The sequence below is a fragment of the Balneolales bacterium ANBcel1 genome, assembly GCA_029688905.1.
Classification (GTDB): Bacteria; Bacteroidota; Rhodothermia; order Balneolales; family Natronogracilivirgulaceae; genus SLLW01.
This window is the reverse complement of the sequence record JARULB010000001.1, coordinates 337,040-355,003: the sequence shown is the minus strand read 5'-3', so window position 1 is coordinate 355,003 and position 17,964 is coordinate 337,040. Positions and strand designations below refer to the sequence as shown.

Annotated in this window: 17 protein-coding genes; 3 read left to right on the top strand and 14 right to left on the bottom strand. The window is 56.9% G+C overall.

All coding sequences use genetic code 11. The features are described from left to right. Window positions 1-15: 15 nt before the first annotated feature. Together QA596_01360 and QA596_01355 are read left to right on the top strand one after the other, a co-directional pair. Window positions 16-567 carry an OmpH family outer membrane protein gene (locus tag QA596_01360; GenBank protein ID MDG5766094.1) on the top strand — a complete coding sequence of 184 codons (552 nt, stop codon included), beginning with the start codon at window positions 16-18 and terminating at the stop codon, window positions 565-567. A gap of 145 nt (window positions 568-712) precedes the next feature. Then, entirely contained in the window at window positions 713-1,363 is a 651-nt protein-coding gene (locus tag QA596_01355; protein ID MDG5766093.1) for a ribonuclease HII, read from the top strand. Here the strand turns inward: QA596_01355 and rodA are convergent. The 11 genes from rodA to recA form a co-directional block, all read right to left on the bottom strand. After that, the gene (rodA, locus tag QA596_01350) at window positions 1,347-2,597 is read right to left on the bottom strand and encodes a rod shape-determining protein RodA (protein MDG5766092.1); all 1,251 of its coding nucleotides are present in this window, start codon (window positions 2,595-2,597) and stop codon (window positions 1,347-1,349) included. The genes QA596_01355 and rodA overlap by 17 nt on opposite strands. Continuing rightward, window positions 2,597-4,444, bottom strand: coding sequence for a penicillin-binding protein 2 (gene mrdA, locus QA596_01345; GenBank protein ID MDG5766091.1), 1,848 nt, complete (start codon window positions 4,442-4,444; stop codon window positions 2,597-2,599). Before mrdA ends, rodA begins: the two co-directional genes overlap by 1 nt. A 10-nt stretch (window positions 4,445-4,454) precedes the next feature. Further along, a complete protein-coding gene (gene mreD, locus QA596_01340) occupies window positions 4,455-4,925 on the bottom strand; it encodes a rod shape-determining protein MreD (protein ID MDG5766090.1) in 471 nt (156 codons plus the stop codon). Continuing rightward, entirely contained in the window at window positions 4,922-5,764 is an 843-nt protein-coding gene (gene mreC / locus QA596_01335) for a rod shape-determining protein MreC (GenBank protein MDG5766089.1), read from the bottom strand. The genes mreD and mreC overlap by 4 nt, the downstream gene beginning before the upstream one ends. Window positions 5,765-5,779: 15 nt before the next feature. Continuing rightward, window positions 5,780-6,847 (bottom strand): rod shape-determining protein, encoded by a 1,068-nt coding sequence (locus QA596_01330; GenBank protein ID MDG5766088.1) that lies wholly within the window; start codon window positions 6,845-6,847, stop codon window positions 5,780-5,782. A gap of 342 nt (window positions 6,848-7,189) precedes the next feature. After that, window positions 7,190-8,875: a bifunctional phosphoribosylaminoimidazolecarboxamide formyltransferase/IMP cyclohydrolase gene (gene purH, locus QA596_01325; GenBank protein MDG5766087.1), complete on the bottom strand. Its 1,686-nt coding sequence runs from the start codon at window positions 8,873-8,875 to the stop codon at window positions 7,190-7,192. 149 nt (window positions 8,876-9,024) lie between these two features. Then, entirely contained in the window at window positions 9,025-9,693 is a 669-nt protein-coding gene (gene purN / locus QA596_01320) for a phosphoribosylglycinamide formyltransferase (GenBank protein ID MDG5766086.1), read from the bottom strand. Beyond that, a complete protein-coding gene (locus tag QA596_01315) occupies window positions 9,690-10,739 on the bottom strand; it encodes an LD-carboxypeptidase (GenBank protein MDG5766085.1) in 1,050 nt (349 codons plus the stop codon). The genes purN and QA596_01315 overlap by 4 nt, the downstream gene beginning before the upstream one ends. A gap of 3 nt (window positions 10,740-10,742) precedes the next feature. Then, a complete protein-coding gene (locus tag QA596_01310) occupies window positions 10,743-11,813 on the bottom strand; it encodes an AI-2E family transporter (protein MDG5766084.1) in 1,071 nt (356 codons plus the stop codon). Then, complete coding sequence (locus QA596_01305) at window positions 11,800-12,474, bottom strand: regulatory protein RecX (protein MDG5766083.1); 675 nt, start codon at window positions 12,472-12,474, stop codon at window positions 11,800-11,802. Before QA596_01305 ends, QA596_01310 begins: the two co-directional genes overlap by 14 nt. A gap of 23 nt (window positions 12,475-12,497) precedes the next feature. After that, a complete protein-coding gene (recA, locus tag QA596_01300; GenBank protein ID MDG5766082.1) occupies window positions 12,498-13,637 on the bottom strand; it encodes a recombinase RecA in 1,140 nt (379 codons plus the stop codon). 325 nt (window positions 13,638-13,962) lie between these two features. Here recA and QA596_01295 point away from each other — a divergent pair, with 325 nt between their 5' ends. Then, complete coding sequence (locus QA596_01295; GenBank protein MDG5766081.1) at window positions 13,963-14,724, top strand: TatD family hydrolase; 762 nt, start codon at window positions 13,963-13,965, stop codon at window positions 14,722-14,724. A 185-nt stretch (window positions 14,725-14,909) separates the two neighbouring features. On the opposite strand, the gene QA596_01290 is transcribed toward QA596_01295, so the two are convergent. Genes QA596_01290 through QA596_01280 form a run of 3 tightly spaced genes read right to left on the bottom strand, consistent with a single transcriptional unit; the run spans window position 14,910 to window position 17,964 of the window. Then, the gene (locus tag QA596_01290) at window positions 14,910-15,551 is read right to left on the bottom strand and encodes an ABC transporter ATP-binding protein (protein MDG5766080.1); all 642 of its coding nucleotides are present in this window, start codon (window positions 15,549-15,551) and stop codon (window positions 14,910-14,912) included. Next, entirely contained in the window at window positions 15,548-16,807 is a 1,260-nt protein-coding gene (locus QA596_01285) for a hypothetical protein (GenBank protein MDG5766079.1), read from the bottom strand. The genes QA596_01290 and QA596_01285 overlap by 4 nt, the downstream gene beginning before the upstream one ends. Next, window positions 16,804-17,964, bottom strand: coding sequence for a 4-phosphoerythronate dehydrogenase (locus tag QA596_01280; GenBank protein MDG5766078.1), 1,161 nt, complete (start codon window positions 17,962-17,964; stop codon window positions 16,804-16,806). The genes QA596_01285 and QA596_01280 overlap by 4 nt, the downstream gene beginning before the upstream one ends.

Here is a 17,964-nt window from a genome sequence, read left to right as displayed (position 1 = left end):
CAACAGAATAAAAAAATGAAAAAAGCATTTATCGTATTCGGATTTGTTTTCCTGCTGGCATTCGGCGCACTTCCAGCGCAAAAGGTTCAGGCGCAAGACGATCTCAGGATCGGCTATGTAGATCCACAGACGATTATGAGAAGTATGCCCGAAATGGCAGCCATTGAGCGCAGGCTGCAGAACTTCGTGGAGCGCAAGCGTCAGGAGTTTGCCGAAAAAGAAGCCACCTTCCGCCGGGAAGTGGAAGAGTATCAGCAGAAAATGGCAGTCATTTCCGAGGAGGCGATGCGGCAGGAGGAAGAGCGCCTCGCCGAACTGAACCTCGAGCTTCAGGAGTTCCAGCAGAACTTCCAGCAGGAAATCCAGGAACGGCAAATGACCTTGCTTGAGCCTCTGTTGGACAAAATCCAGAATGCCATCGATGCGGTAGCCAGTGAGCGCAATCTGACCTTTGTGCTCAACACCATGACCAACGACGGTGATTTCATCATCCTGTATGCTTCCGAAGAAGCCCGGCAGAATTACGATATCACCGATGCCGTAATGCAGCAGCTGGACTTGATGTAATTACCGGTTTCTGTGCAGCCGGCTCTGCCTGTTTTTTCCGGATCCGCAAAACGATCCATGAACTCGTCTCACTGCCTGCTCCGGATTCCGGGACTCCGCATCTGTTTTCGGTGCAGGCTCGAAATACCATTACCGGCATTTTCAGATGCCATCTGCTCCTCCCAAAACTGATCTCTACGAATTCGAGTCCGGGCTCTGGCAAGAGGGGTTTCGCCATATCATGGGTCTGGACGAGGTCGGGCGCGGTTGCCTGGCCGGACCCGTTGTCGCCGCAGGAGTTATTCTCGACCCCTCAACAGCCCATCTGATTACCGGCATAGCCGACAGCAAACTGCTGAAAGCCGACAAAAGGGAGTTCGTCGCCGAACAGATCCGGAAACACGCCATCAGCTGCACGGTAGCGGTGTGCGGCCCGGAAGAGATCGACAGAATCAATATCCTGAAGGCTTCCCTGCTGGCCATGGCACAGTGTGCCGAGCGGTCGAACCCCCCACCCGATTTTCTGCTTATTGATGGCAACAAAGGGATCGACAGCCTGTTGATCCGTTCCCAAACCATCGTAAAGGGAGACGGCCGAAGCGCCAGTATCGGAGCCGCATCTATCGTCGCCAAAGTACATCGCGACAGACTCATGGCCGGGCTTCACGAAGAGTATCCGCAGTTTGGATGGGACCGCAATGTCGGATATCCCACGGCACATCACTACAAAGCGCTGCAGGAGTTCGGCTACACCCGCTATCACCGGCGTTCGTTTCGTCTTCGCACGGAAAAAGCCATCGTCACGAGTAAATACTGAACTCTCGTTTATACAGGTGGAAATTCAGACAGATGGCCAGCATGATGGTATAGGAGAGGAACGCGGAGCCTCCATAACTGACAAAAGGCAGAGGCAGACCAATCACCGGCAGCAGCCCCATGGCGCTCCCCAGGTTGATCACCAGGTGCACAAAAAAGATGGTGGTGACACCGACAATCACGAGCTGGGCAAACGGATGTTTGTGTTCGCCGGCGATGATCAGCAGCCTAAGCAGCAGGATTCCGAAAACAATCAGCAGCGAGCCGGCCCCGATGAACCCGAACTCCTCGGCGATTACCGGGAAGATAAAGTCGGTCCACTGCTCCGGAAGGAAACGGAGCTGTGTCTGGGTGCCTTCAAGAAATCCCTTGCCCCACAAACCCCCGGAGCCGATTGCTGTTTTCGCTTGAAGCACGTTCCACCCGGCCCCCTGAGGATCGAGAGCGGGGTTGATAAACGCCTCGATACGGGCCTGCTGGTGGGGCCTGAGCACATGGTACAGCGCCACCTGAACGCCGGTAACCGTCAACAGTCCGGTGATCACCGCAGAACTGGTAAGCCAGACTCTTTTTTGGATGAAGAAAATGGCGATGGTGAGAAGAATAGTGACAACCACCCCAAGCCTCCAGTCGATCACCGAGAAATAGGCGATGATGGCCGGCGAAATCAGGAACAGCGAAATTCCGTAAGGCAGCCCCGACCAGAACAGCATCACCGGGATAATTGAAAGCAGCACCAGGGCGGTTCCCGTATCGTTTTGCAGGATGATGATGACACTCGGTATCAGCATGAGTACTACCGCGATAAGGGCCGAGCCGATATGTTCTGTGGTGATATCCCTTCTGCTGGTCAGGTAGTTGGCCACAACCAGGATGGTCGCCAGTTTCAGCATCTCACTGATCTGAAACCGAACGCCTCCGATAACCAGCCAGCGTTTCGCTCCGCCGGCCTCGACTCCCCAGAAGATTGTGGCGACGGCCAGAATCAGGCACACGCCGTACAGGATATAGGAGATCTGCTGAAACGATCGCGGGGTCATGAACTGGATGGTGACCAGCGCGGCTACCGATATGCCGATCCAGACAATCTGATTGAAGAAATTATTCTGGATGTAGGAGGGCAGAAACTGCGAAACCGGACCGAGTGTGGCGCTGTAAATGGCAACCAGGCCTGCCGAAAACAGCAGAACCCAGCAGAGGATCAGCAACCAGTCTAATTCTCTGTACCAGCTCATCACAACACCTCTTCCTCGTCTTCGTCGTACGGTTCCGGCTCAAAATTGATCACATAATCGTATACCCAGTTTCGCAGAATCCGTCCATGGAAATACTGCTCCATCATCAGTCCGGCGATGGGTGCGGCCGAAACGGAGCCGAATCCGGCATTTTCAACGAGTACGGCTATGGCGATTTCCGGTTCATCATACGGGGCATAGGAGATGAACCACCCGTGGTTATTACCGTGAGGATTCTGCGCGGTTCCGGTCTTCCCGGCCACCTCCACACCGCGGATGTCCGCATAAAAGCGCCCGGAGCCTTCGCTTACGGCTCTTCGCATGCCCTCATGAACGATTGCGAGATGATCTTCGCGAATCCACGGGATACGTTCTCTTTCCGGTTGGGTGGCCAAAATCGTACCATCGGGTTTGACGATCCGGTCGACGACGTGCGGCCGGATCCGGTATCCTCCGTTAGCCAGTTCGGAGGTGAGTGTAGCCATATGCAGCGGGGATGTCGAAAAAGTACCCTGGCCGACACCGACGCTGATGAGGTCTCCGATACCCCAGTCGCGTGGCCCGCCGAAATGGCGGTTGTAGTAGGCGCTGTCGGGCAAGATCCCCGGCCGTTCATTGGGGAGGTCGATTCCGCTAATCTGGCCCAGTCCGAAGGAGGCCGCGTGCCGGTGCCACGCGTTGAGTCCGTGCTGCTCCATGGTCCGGGCCATCAGTGAGAAGAAATAGGTGTTGCAGGAGTTTTTGATGGCCTGCACCAAATTTTGGCGTCCGTGGGCACGGGTGCACTTGTATTCGCGTCCGCGGATGAAGCTGCCGCGGCAGGTGATTTCGGTTTCGGGAGTGATCATGCCGAAATCAAGGCCGATGAGTCCCATCAACGGTTTGACGGTGGAACCCGGAGGCTGCATGGTCGATATGGCCCGGTTGAACAGCGGGTTGGTGGTGTCGGATTGCAGCGAAATCCAGTAGTCCATGTCGATTCTTCCGGAAAGGCGGTCGACATCAAACAGGGGTGAGCTTACCATGGCCAGGATGGCCCCGGTATTGGGATCCATCGCCACCAGGCCGCCGATCTTGCCGGCCATGAGGGTTTCGGCGAGCAGCTGGAGGTCCTGATCGATGTGGGTGTAGATATCGGAGCCTTTGACGGGACTCCGTCCCATCTGCCCCTCTTCATAGGGGCCAAGCGTCTGTCCGAGCGCGTTGACCCGCATGTAGCGCGCTCCCAGTTCGCCTCTGAGGTCTTCCTCGTAAACAAATTCCAGGCCGCTTCTTCCGGCTTTATCTCCCATGTTGTAACGCCTGGAGCGATTATATTCCTCTCGGGTGACCTCACTCAGATACCCCAGAATATGCGAAGCTTTTGCTTCTGCAGGATAGTGCCGCTTGGACTCAACAAAATGGCCGATGCCAGGGAGCTGCCAGATGTTCTCCTGGATCTGTGAGAAGCTGTGGAAGCTGATATCCGTAAACAGGCGGGAGGGCCGGTGCCAGGAGTACCTGCGCGCGGCCTGAACCCTGCTTTCAACCATTTCGGGGGATACATCCAGAAATTCGGCCAGCATCGGTATGGTTTCGTTTTCAAAGCTGGCAGGGGTTACCGTGATGGTGTAAATCGGCTGATTGTCCACCAGCAGCCGGCCGGATCGGTCGAAGATGAGCCCCCTGGCCGGGTTGACGCTCTCCTGGCGGATGCTGTTGGCCAGACTTAACGGTCCGTAGGTTTCGAACTCGATGATCTGAAGCTGAAAAAGCCGCCCCCCCATGACAAGCAGGATCGTCAGGATGGTGACCTGCAGTATCCGGATCGATACGGCGGTTCGCTTTTGCTGCTTTGAACGAAGCATGGCAGGATGACTAATTTTCCCTGAGCAGATGGATGATACTTCCCACAGCGGTGGTAAGCAGGCTGCTGCCGATCAGGAGTTCAATAATGATGTGTTCTGTCGCGTAGGTCTGGGTAAAGAGTGCTGATAACAGAAAGAAAAGATTGTGCACAAAGGTTATCACGAACAACAGAAGAAAAACTTGTGTAAAAAAAAGTTTTGTCTCTTCAATGCGCGGCACAAACCGGTACACCAGCAGGGTCGTAAGCGTCTTCGATAGCAGATGAAGCCCCCAGAGATCGTGAAACAAATCGTTCATCAGTCCGATATATCCAGCGAAAATTAGGGACAGGGTTCGGTTCTGGGTGGCGATAACCCAAATCAGGACGACCAGCGTTATGTCCGGCCGGATTGCGCGATAGCTCAGGTGGTTGAAGACCAGGACCTGAAGCACAATGGCGGCAAGGCCGATGAGCCCGAATTTCAGCACATCCGATTTCATTGGAAAAGCCCCTCGAATTGCAGTAACAGTTCCTCCACTTCCGGCTCCGGTTCGTACCGTACCACAAAGGCCTCGGCAATCTGATGCAGCGAAACGAAAGGCCGCACAAATACCTGCTGCGTGTCAAGGCCGTCCTCTGACCGGGTTCGCGTCACTCTTCCGATGGGAATCCCGGAAGGGAAGCGATTGCTGAACCCGGAGGTTTCGACCACCGCGCCCGGCACAACGTCGATGGTCTGAGGCACGTAGTTCATGACCAGTTCTCCGGACTGATCGGCGCTCCATGAAACGATACCGTGCGCACGGTTACCCTGAATTCGGGCACTGGCCCGGAAAAGCGCATTGGAAAAAGGCATCACCAGCGCATGGCCCGGAGTGGTAATGATGACCTGCCCGACCAGCCCTTCGAAATTAATGAGCGCCATCCCCTCGGAAACGCCGTCGTTGCTGCCCTTGTTTACGGTCACCGAATTGTTGATGCCGGTCAGTGTCTTTGCAACGATCTTGGCAGGAAGCAGATCCAGCTCCAGGGTGTCCTGTAGGCCGATCATAGCGCGCAGTGCCCGGTTTTCTTCGCTAACGGAGCGAAGCCTGCTCAATTCATCCTGCAGGATGATATTCTGCTTTCCCAGCTCTTCGTTGGTCTGGAGGGCGGTACGGTAGACACGGAACTGGGCCAGAGGCTGTTCCATATAGCTGATGGCTACAACCGATACCTTTCGAACGGACTGGAGTCCGCCGTCATGGCGTAACACCATTAATACAAAAGCCAGGAAGATAAAAGCTACCGTGAGAATATGATCCTGGATGTCTTCGGTCTTTCGAAGCGAAAATTGCATTCACGTGTCATTCTATCAGGTTAGAATAGCCCGGTAGTAATCCAGATCCTCCAGAATCTTTCCGGTACCGCGAACGACTGCCGTCAGCGGGTCTTCGGCAATATGAACAGGCAGGTCGGTGGTTTCAATAATCAGCTTGTCCAGGTTTTTCAGCAGGCCCCCACCGCCGGTAAGGAAGATTCCGCGATCCAGAATATCGGCGGACAGTTCGGGCGGGGTCTGCTCAAGCGACTTGGTGACCGATTCCACGATGGTGTTAACCGATTCGGAGATGGCTTCGCGAATATCGTTGGAGGTGACCACCCGCGTACGGGGTACGCCGTTTACGAGGTCGCGGCCCTTTACGGTAAGCTCAAGCTCCTCATCCAGCGGGGTGGCGGAGCCGATATCACATTTCACCTGCTCGGCCGTACGCTCACCAATGAGCAGGTTGTGATTTCTGCGGAAGTAGTTGATGATGTCCTCGTTCAGCTCATCACCGCCCAATCGGACCGACTGCGAGTACACAATCCCGGAAAGGGCGATTACCGCGATCTCCGTAGTGCCGCCGCCGATATCCACAATCATGTTACCCACCGGTTCGTGCACATCCAGCCCGATGCCGATAGCCGCGGCCATGGGTTCATCCACAAGAAAGACCTCCTTGGCACCGGCATGCTCGGCGCTGTCGCGCACCGCACGTTTTTCCACCTCGGTGATGCCGCTCGGTACGCAAACGACCATCTTGCGCGTGGTGGAGTACCAGCTTACTTTCACCTTCTTGATCATCCCGCGGATCATGTGCTCCGCAACCTCGAAATCGGCGATAACGCCGTCGCGCAGCGGCCGTACTGTCCGGATTTTTTTATGCGTTTTTTCGTGCATCAGCCGGGCCTCATGTCCGATGGCTACGGGTTGCCCTTCCATATTGAGCGCTACGATGGAGGGTTCGTTTAAAACGATTCCCTTGTATTTCGAATGTATGAGCGTATTGGCCGTGCCAAGATCAATTGCGATGTCGGTGTAGAGCCAGTCGAACATTCCGGCCTTGTGGTTTTGGCGAGAGGCAGTTTTGATATCGGACACTTCGGACGTCTGCGGCATGGGCGAGGAATATTAGCGGGTGAAGAACATTCATTTTAACGTCCAAAGTTACGATAATGAGACGCATAATGCGAATTTCTTTGATTTATTTTTGAGGTCGGCTCCGGGCTTTGCCGGGGGATGTCGGCGGCTGTGAAAAGCGGGCAGTTCGTACCCGTTTCATGGCCACAGCAACGGATGCCGTTCCGGCGGCGGACCCGAGTGCGCCGGACAACACCGATCGATGGCACATGGTGCCGAAATGGCTGTGGTACCGCCCAACTATTTGACCTGTGGATGGAAGTATTCGGAGGTCGATATCACATGGTGCGGACACGGCTTTGGTACCGCGCCGGAGCCGTTTCAGTGACGGAAATGCCGGCTTCCGGTAAGGATCATCGCCATGCCGTATTCGTCCGCTTTCTGGATAACCTCTTCATCCCGCACACTGCCGCCTGGCTGGATGATGGCCGACGCTCCGGCTTTGCCGGCCTCCTCAACACCGTCGGCGAACGGGAAGAAGGCGTCGGAAGCCAGCACGGAGCCATCCACCGAATGACCGAATCGCTCCGCGTTCTGAACGGCAATCCGAGAAGACGTGACCCGGTTGGGCTGCCCGGTTCCGATGCCGATGGTCTGCCGGTTTTTGGCGAAGACGATGGCGTTTGATTTTACATGTTTCACGATGCGCCAGGCAAATTCCAGGGTTTGGAGCTGCTCTTCATCCGGCTTCTTTCGGGTTACCACGTCCCGCTTTTCCGACGCGAAGCCGAAATCGGACTGCTGGCGGAGGTAGCCCCCCGTAATGGAGCGGATCACCGCCGCGGATGTGTCGGCCCAGCGCTTGACGCGTATCAGCCTCCTATTGGCTTTTTTTGTGAGCAACGCCAGCGCATCATCATCAAAATCCGGAGCCAGGATGATCTCGGTGAAGATTTCGTCGACGGCCTGGGCCGCGTCGAGATCCAGGGACTTGTTGAAAAGCACGATGCCGCCGAACGGAGAGACGGTGTCGGTAGCGAAGGCCTTATCCCACGCTTCACGGCTGGTGGAAGCCAGCGCGACCCCGCAGGGCAGGTTGTGCTTGAAAATGGCGCACAGGGAATCGGAGGTGTCCTGAAAATCGGTGCCCAGCTGAAGCGCGGCGTCAATGTCCAGGTAGTTGTTGTAGCTCAGTTCCTTGCCGTGGAAACAGTCGATGTATTCCGACAGGGTGCCATAAACTCCGGCGGACTGATGCGGGTTTTCTCCGTAGCGAAGTGACTGGTGGAGGGGCTCGTGAAGCGACAAATCATCGGCATCGGAGTGTGCCTTGCCGGTGGATGCCGTTGCGGATGGGACTGAGGCGGAGGCCGTCGTTTCTGAAGATGGCGTGCCGGAGGGCGAAGTGCCGGGGTGCGAAGTGTCAGACGACAGGGAGTCGGAAGGGGATGTTGCAGCCGACAGATGAGCGGCAATGAAGGTGTCATATTCGGCGGTCATGCGGAACGCGTCGCGGGCAAGAGAAGCGCGAAGCGGTCCGTCGATCCGGCCGGAACCGGATTCGAGCCGCTGGACAAAACTTCCGTACTGGTCCGGGTTGGTCACAATACAGACATTTTCGAAGTTTTTGGCTGCGGCCCTGACCATCGCCGGCCCACCGATGTCGATGTTCTCGACGGCGTGCTCCAGATCACCGGGCTGCGCGGCGACCGCCTGCTGAAACGGATATAAATTCACAACCACAAGCTGGATCGGACGGATACCCAAAGCGGCGATCGTTTCGGCGTGTTCGCTGATGCCGGGCCGTGCCAGAATCCCGCCATGAATCATCGGATGCAGGGTTTTGACCCGCCCGTCCAGGCACTCGGGAAATCCGGTGATCTCCGACACATCCGTGACCGGCAGCCCCGCCTCCCGCATGGCGGCGGCCGTGCCTCCCGTCGATATGAGTTCAATGCCCAGTCCGTGGAGCTTGCGGGCGAACTCCACCACTCCGGTTTTATCGGAAACGGAGATCAGGGCGCGTTCAATCAGCAGTTTCGGCAGTTTTTCAATATCGGAATTCATATTCGTTTATGGGTATGTGATAAAAGTTCGTAAACAGGGCCCGTACTGGTAAACCTGGCATTCCGGCCGCCTGGATAACCTGAAACCGTGCTCGATGAGCCCGGGATTCCAGGAATACCGGCAGGCAGGGTTCCCGCAGCAAGCCGGATTTACTCATTTTCCACTTTTGTGAGGAGCCTTCCTATCACCTGCGGGTAGAGCGTGTGCTCCTGCTTCTGGACTTTGGCGGCCAGTGATTCGGGCGTATCGTCCGGGGCAACCGCAACCTTGCTCTGCGCAATGATCGGGCCGTCGTCGTAAATACCGGTCACGTAGTGGATGGTGCAGCCGGACTCCTTCTCCCCGTTCTCAATAACCGCCCGGTGCACCCGCATGCCGTACCATCCCTTGCCACCGTACTTCGGCAGCAGCGACGGGTGGATATTGATGATGCTCCCGGCGTACCGGTCAACGATCGCGTCCGGTATCTTCCTGAGATAGCCGGCCAGTACGATCAGGTCCGGCATCTCTTTTTCCAGCACATCCAGCAGAAATGCCGCGTACCGGCGGTGGCCTTCCGGCACCGGATCCGGCGATTCCGAGCTCCTGGAAAGTGAAAAAACCGTTTCCCCGGCGACGTCTTCGGCAAACAGGGCGGGGGAGGTAATGTGTGTCCGGATGTTCCGGGAGCGGGCATAGGTGACGGCCCCGCAGTCGGGTTTGTCGGATACCAGGGCGGTGATGGAGGCAGGAATGTCGTTATTCAAAGCGGCCTGGTGGATCGCCTTGAAATTGGAACCGGAACCGGATGCAAAAACGGTGATGCGCTTTGTTTTCAAAAATCAAACAGGCTGTCGGTGCTGGAGATTTCTACGGACCGCCCCAAAGATAGCGATATTTCCTGACCAACCGGAAAGGGAATTTTCCGGTCGATGTGCCCGTAGGGCATGCCGGATGCGTAGGGCACTCCGGTTTCGCCGACAGTACGTTTCAGGATTTGGTCGATGGAGGGATTCTCCGGGAAGGTTTCCTTTTCCGCTGGAGCGAAATCACCGAAGAGCACGGCGCGGCACTGATCAAACCAGCCGCCAAGTTTTGCCTGCAGGAGATTTCCTTCAATTTTGTGCCGCGACTCCCCGACATCTTCCAGAAGCAGAATGGATCCCTTCACGGAAGGAAACCATGGGGTGCCGGCCAGGTTCGAAGCCACCGACAGGGTGCCCGGCAGCAACGTACCGGTAATCTTTCGGATATGGGGGGAATTTGTATGGGATGCATCGTACCGCTCTTTCTCGCCGGCTTCGATTATCTGTGACGGGTTTTGTGCCCCTTTCCCGGCCGTATAAGCGGGATCCGCCGACTCACCTGGTCCATCGGCATAGCCCTGCAGTACGGCGGTTTCCACGCGGCAGCTTACCCGCCCGGTTTTCATGAATTTCCAGAACTGCTCTTCAAAAAAGGGGTCTATCGACAGTTTTCCGAAATCGGTGGCCGGCATCCCCGCAGAGACGGTCGGATACCCGCATTGCGCATAGATCCCCCATTGCAGTGCGGTGATATCGCTGAAACCGGCCAGCAGTTTTCGAGATGCCCGGATGGTATCGTAATCCAGCAGGGGGAGCATGGCGGCGCTTCCGAACCCGCCGCGGGCAAAAAAAACAGCGTCAATCGATGGATTGCGGATGAGCTCCATCAGCTCCGCTGCCCTCGTCTGCGCGTCTCCGGCAAGGTAATGCTCCCGTTTGTAGCAGCTTGCCGTCACATGAGTGCGGTAGCCCAGTTGCTCGAAATAGGTAACCCCGCGCTCCAGCCGGCTTTCATCCACCGGAGAGGAGGGGGCTATGATGCCGATGACACCGTTGTCGGGAAGGGGGCGCAGTTTCATGGATTAATTGGGGTCGGCTGTTCGGAATACATGGTAGTTGTCCAGGCTCCATCGCATCTGCTGGATGGTAATTACAGTAACAGCGGTCAGCGGCACCGCCACCAGCATTCCGAGGATACCGGCAATCTCCGCCCCGATCATCACCACGAACAGCACAACAATGGGGTGTAGATTGGCCGATCGTGAAAAAAGCAGGGGCTGCACCAGGATGTTGTCGATAATCTGGGTGACTAGTATCGCGCCGATCACATAGATCACCAGCGAAAAGTCACCTGTTTCCAGCACCGACACTATGATGGAGAGAATATACCCGATAATGGGACCAAAATAGGGAATGATGTTCGCCACACCGGCAGCGATACCGACAGAGAGGGCATTGTTGAGCCCCACGATGTTCAGGGTGATGGTGGCGGTGGTGGCGATGATCACGCTCTGCAGGCCCACACTCTTGAAATAGGTAACCAGCCGCTTTTCCACTTTCTCGATACCGGTGAGGGTGGTTTCGAAATACTTGTTGGGAACCATGCGAAGGATGCTGCGGCGCAGGGAACTGCCGTCCTTGAGGATGAAGAAGGTGGCGAACGGTATTACAAGAAACGCCCAGAAAATATTGGCGAAAATGCCAAGGATGTTGTTGATGGTGCGGGTGATGTCGTCGGTCTGGAAAAGAACTTCAGCGACATAGGGTACATTGTCGCGGAGAAACCCTTCCGGCAGGAATGGGGCCCTCTCGAGTATCTGATCCTCGATCTGGGCGGTTACCACAAGGATGGCGTCAAAATTGAGCTGCTGTCCGAGAATTATCACCTGGTTTGCCACGGCCGGGAGCACGGTACTGGAAAACCAAACCAGCAACAGGATCAGGGAGGACAGCACCATGCTGATGGCGAGCGTCCGGTTCATGCCCACCGCCTGCATCCGGTTTACAAACGGGTCGAGGATGTAGGAGATGACCAGGGCGATCAGCGCATACAGCACCAGCACAAAAAAACGGTACAGCAGCAGCAAAAGCAGCAGCAGTGCGGCTGCACCGATGATTAAACGGACCAGGGACTCGGTACTAACGTTCTTCATGCTCAAGTCTGTTCAGAAGATCATCCGACTGCTCAAAGACGACATGTGACGGAAATCCTCTTCGTATCAGAAAATCGGCAAGCTTTTTTTTGCGTTTTATCCCTTTCTCGGTTCTGAGCAGCCGGCTCCGGATACTCCGGGAAGCGGCATACAGATCATCCTGCAGGGACGGGTCATCGAAAAGGCCCTTCAGAGCCGATGCAATATACTGCTTTTTTATCCCTTTTTGGGACAAAGCCGCACGAATTTTCACCGGCCCCCATTTGCGGCTCCGTTTTTTTTCTTCGGCGAACTGACGCGCAAATGCCGCGTCATCGGTGTATCCCCTCTCTTCAGCCTTCTCGATGGCACGGGATATTTCTTCGGCGGAGTATCCTTTCGCCAGGGCTTTTTTCCGAAGCTCCCCGCTGCTGTGGTTTCGAATGGCGAGCCAGCGGTAAATCTGGTCGCGGAGTTTGTACTGCCGGTCATCACGGACCAGCTGCTCAAAAAGCGCAGCTGTTATGACGCTGTTTCGACGGACTCCCGCGGCGGCCACCACCTCCCGGTGAAATCCGCCGATGAACTCACCGTTCACAAAAAGGGAGACCCGTTCTCCGTTGTTTTTCTGAACGGATAATTCCGTGCACGGGCCAGGCAGATTCTCCGGTATGTCATCCATGGCTCACACCGCTTCCCGGCAGGTTATTCCCGGCCGGAACCGGTGGTCTCACCCGCTGCACCGCCGCCCGGGGTACCGGCGGCTTTTTTGCCTGCGGCCGTTTGCGATGAGGGGCTTTCCGACGAGGATCCGGCGGCAGACCCTGCCTTCTCCTTCCCGTTTTCGGGGTAATGGTCCGGCATCAGTTTGTTGCGGACAATACCCTCGATTTTGTTTGCAAGTTGCTCATCCTCCTGAAGAAACTGAATGGCCGAGTCGGTACCCTGCCCGATCGGATCACCATCATAGCGGTACCAGCTTCCCCGCTTCTGGACGATGTCGAATTGCACCGCAAGGTCAAGCAACTCGGCAATGCGGGAAATCCCTTTGCCGTACATGATGTTGAATTCGCAGGTTTTGAACGGTGGGGCCACCTTGTTTTTCACCACCTTCACCTTGGTTCGGTTGCCGGTCACTTCGTCGCCGCGCTTGATGGCGCCGATCCTCCGGATGTCGATCCGTACCGATGAGTAGAACTTGAGCGCCTTTCCGCCTGTAGTGGTTTCCGGGTTGCCGAACATCACCCCGATCTTTTCGCGGAGCTGGTTGATGAAGATGACAGAGGTGTGGGTGCGGTTGACGATGCCGGTCAGTTTTCTGAGAGCCTGCGACATCAGACGGGCCTGCAGGCCGACCTGCGAGTCCCCCATTTCGCCGTCCAGCTCGGCGCGCGGAACCAGTGCGGCCACCGAGTCGATAACGACCACATCCAGCGCGGCGGAGCGGATCAGCGTCTCGGCAATCTCCAGCGCCTGCTCTCCGTTGTCGGGCTGGGATATGAGCAGCTCATCGATCTTGATGCCGAGCGCTTTCCCGTACTTCGGATCAAACGCGTGCTCGGCATCGATGATGGCAGCGTGCCCGCCGGCCTTCTGCGCTTCGGCGATAACATGCAGCGCGAGGGTGGTCTTTCCGCTCGATTCGGGACCGTAGATTTCGGTGATTCTCCCGCGGGGCACCCCGCCAACGCCCAGGGCATGATCCACTACCATGGAACCGGTGGAAATGCAGGGGATATTGGCAATGGGCTGATCCCCCAGCCGCATGATCGTCCCTTTCCCGTACTGTTTCTCAATCTGGCCTACCGCCAGGTCAATTGCTTTTCTGCGTTCGTTATCAGCCATGTACTTGCTATTTAGGGGATATGTATAAAATATGTTTGAATATATGTCTTTTGCCGAGAATATCAAAAATCGAATTCGCGCCGCGCTGCAATAAAAAAGACCCGGACAGATATCGAAACTTACAATTCATCCTGTGGTAAATCCATCCGAAATGTTGTTTTTTATGACGCTGATTGATATCTGCCGTCGTCACCCTTCAAAGCCCGATCATGGGTTCGCCGACTTTTTTTGTTACCTTCAAACGAACATAAAAAAAGTCAAAAACTATCCGTAAATGGCGCACAGGCCGGTCAGCCGACCGGCAATTACGGCACCTGCTTTTCCCATGATTGATACCCACTCCCATATTTATCTCCCCCGGTTTCGTGACGACCTGGCCGAAGTCCTTGATCGGGCCGTCAGCGTTGGTATAACCGATATTATGATGCCGGCCATCGATATAGACTCCCTGGCGCAAATGGACGAGATGCATCATCCCGGTATCCGTTTTCACAAAATGGCGGGTATTCATCCTTGTGATGTCCGCGGCGATACCGCCGATGTACTGGAGCTCCTGCCCCGGCTTGCCGAATCCCCGGATATTATCGCTGTCGGTGAAACCGGACTTGACTACCACTGGTCGACGGATTTTGTAAATGAGCAGAAAGAGAGCCTTCGCTTCCACTGCAGACTGGCCAGGGAAACGGGCAAACCGGTCATCCTTCATAACCGGGAAAGCACCGACGATTTGCTGGATATTGTCGAGGACGAGCAGGACGGGAATCTGAACGGTGTCTGGCATTGCTTTAACGGCACTGAAAGCGAAGCCCGCCGCGCACTGGACCTCAACCTCTACCTCGGCATCGGCGGGGTGGTGACGTTTAAGAATGCCGGTGTTGACCGGGTGGTCGCCGGACTCCCAACCGACCGCCTGCTGCTGGAAACCGATGCGCCCTACCTGGCACCCGTACCGAAACGGGGCAAACGCAATGAACCCGCATATCTGGCGTATACGGCCGAAAAACTGGCGGAAATCTTCGGCTGGACCCCCGATGAGGCCGACCGAGTCACCACGGAAAACGCCCGCCGCCTGTTCGGGCTCCCCTGAAATGTTCTATTATGACGTGTCATTTGGGCTGGATCATGCACCCTTCCGGCCAGATGGCTGTCCGTCTGATTGAGTTCTCCGACTGACCGGCTTGCTGATGCCTCCGTTTAGCACCATGTCAACGGGTAGTGTGTTGCAGGACATGGCCGGATCATCAGACCGGGTCGCCTGCGCCACATCTCGGTTCATTTCACCGGGAAGGTGATGTATTCGTCGCAGATATGGGCCAGCGTATCCTGGAGATGGCTGGAGACGAGGATGGTCCCGCCGTTGTTTTTAAACTCCTCGAGCAGCTCGAGCGACGCTTTTTTGCTCTCCTCATCCAGTGCCCGGAACGGCTCGTCCAGCAGGATGATTTCCGGATCGCTGATCAGGCTGCAGGCAAGCATGGCTTTTTGCAGCATGCCGCTTGAGTAGGTTCCGATCAAATTCGCTCTCCGTTCGTCGAACTGAAGCCGTCCAAACAACCGGTCCATCCGCTGTGGCGACTCCTCGTCGGCCCATTTCCCCCGCGCCCGCAAGGTCCATTCCAGCAGTTCATTGGCACTGATATACTGAGGCAGGTCACCGGAGTCGGTCACCATCCCGATGTGTTTCAGAAAGCGGTGAGGCGAGTCGTAGATGGAGTTGCCCCGGAAGGTGATTTCTCCTTCGGTGGGGAAGGCGGTCACCGACAGAAGCCTCAGAAAGGTGGTTTTTCCCGAGCCGTTGGCTCCGATCAGGCCGGTAGCCACGCCTTTGCGGAAGGTGTGGTTCAGTCCGGCGATCACCATCGGCCCCGTTCCGTACCTTTTGGAAACATTTCTGACGTTCAGATAGTCACTCATGCGTATTTTCTTTGGAAAGCGTATTCGTTGCTGCGGGTTATCACCCAGGCCGAGGCGATGCATACGCCCAGGTCAAAAGCGGTCCAGAACCAGACATCGGTCCAGCCGACGGCACCGGACATCACCGCTGCCGCGGCGACGGTCAGAAACAGTGCCAGAGTCCATCGCACCTGCATAAAAAAGCGGACGATCACCCAGTCGCGCGGCGGCATCATCCACCAGTGGAACATGGGGGGCGATATGCGCCTGTCGGATGCCGGCCAGGCGAGCAGGTTTTTGGCCATCACCCAGAAAACCAGCCACAGGGCGTGCCAGCTTTCCGGCACCCCAAGCCAGATCAGCAGCCAGTAAGTAAACGTGAGCAGAGCGATAATCCTGCCCATGGGCCGCTTGCGGTCCAGTTGTATGAGCTGACTCCAAACCGCAGGCCGCCACCGTCCCGGAACCCAGTAGATCGCCTCGTAACGTGCCGGTTCCCGCGAATCGCGCAATCCGGTGGAGGGGTTGGTGAACAATTCGTCGTAAAAAGCGTCGCTCTGGTAGTAGAGCCGGTCGTATCGGCGCCCCGCCCGGTACAGCTGTGTACCGGCATATCCGGCAAAAGCCGCGTAGGGCAGGATGGCAAGGAGCGGGTGGGGGATGGCAGAGGCGATGACCACGATCATCATGCCGGCGAAGGTAACCAAAATGGTGCTGATGAATGTGGGATACATGCCGGCGCTAACGGGACTCCCCTTGCCGATTTTTTCCATCGAGTCGAAGGCGCGGCGGCCAATCTTGCCTTCGTGCCAGCGCTGTGAGAGTCCGCCGATCGTCACAAACCGGTACAGGGCGTAGAGCATGATGGCGCTCAGCGCCAACGCTCCGGTGCCGAGCAGCTGCAGCTTCCGGGCCGTGTCCGCGGCCGGACTGACCGCATCCCCGAAGGCGGTGAGCAGCAGCGCAGCCATGGCGAAGCCCCACAAGGGGCGCAGTTTCACGCAATGATGGAGGAAAAGCTTTCGCGGGGAGAGGTTGAGCTGCAGGATGAGCGTTTTGTCGGCATCCGGAAAAAGCAGGTGCGGGGTGATAAACGCCATCACACCGGCGAACGCCATCGCCAGGTAGCGGAACAGCACAATCCGCTCCTCCAGGGGCAGGTCGTGGCCCATCCAGCCGAGTGCAAGCAACAGCATGAATCCCGGCATTAGCGAGGTCACACGCCGGCCCGGACTCACATTCTTTTTCGGAAGGCTGCTGGATGGGATGTGTCTCATTTCGGGCGTTCAGCGTTTGGTCGGGGCGGTGCAAGCGTCCGGAGACCGAGGGCGGCAAGTGCCGGATACCGCAGCGTGACGGACTCCGGGATTTCGATATGGCGGAACTCGTTGCGCAACGGGGTGTTTTGGCGCAGTCGCAGGAAGGCGGGCCCCTTTTCGGCATCAGGGTTCCCGGCCAGCCCCCTGAGCCCGTGGTCGTAGCTGCGGGCGGGGTGGAGGGCGTTCAGAATTTCGGAGAGCGAGGCGTCGCCGCCGGGAAGGGAGGCCGGGTAGAGGGTGTCGGTCACCGGCCCGGGATCCGGCAGGCCCAACTCCTTGTGGAGGCTCCGGCAGATCATCTCGGAGGCTTTGGCCTTCGCTTCGATCGAATACCCCGCGATGTGGGGCGTCGCCAGAAAGGCCGCCTCCAAACTGGAGTCGTTGAAGCGGGGTTCGTTTTCCCAGACATCCAGGATGCAGGCCTGTATATGGCCGTCCGTCAATGCCCTGCGCAGGGCCTGCTCGTCCACTACGCCACCGCGTGACGCGTTGATGGCCAGTCGGCGGGGGTGTGCCCGGATCTTCTCTTCATCAAACCAGTAACGGGTTGGGTGCGCTCCGCCGGTCTCCAATGGCACATGAAAGCTGATGATGTCACATTCCAGTACATCCGCCACGGGTGCCGAAACAAAGGAGGGGTCACGTTCGGCGCGGGGCGGATCGTGGCGCAGACACCGGATGCCGATCGCCTCCAGCAGCTCCGATACGGCCGAACCGGTGAAACCGGCTCCAACGATGCCGGCGGTGAGGGTTTCGGGATCAACTCCGTTCGCATCACAGTAGAGCAGGGTTGCAACCGCAACATACTCGCCCACGCAGCGGGCGTTGGAGCCCTTGGCGTCGTCGGTAGCGATGCCCTGCCCGCGTAGCCAGGATTCATCCAGATGGTCGCGGCCGGCGGATGCGGTGCCGACAAAACGGAGCCGGTGGCCGGTGGGGATGGTATTCGCGTTCACCGGGTTGACCGTACGCACCAGCAGGGCGTCTGCCCGTCGAATCTGATCGTCCGTCCATCCGGCGATGGGGTCGTAGGTTTCCAGCTTCAGGGAAGGGTGGAGGTAACGCTCGAGTAGATAGTGGTTTTGATCGCCCAGTACCGTAATCACATCATCCAT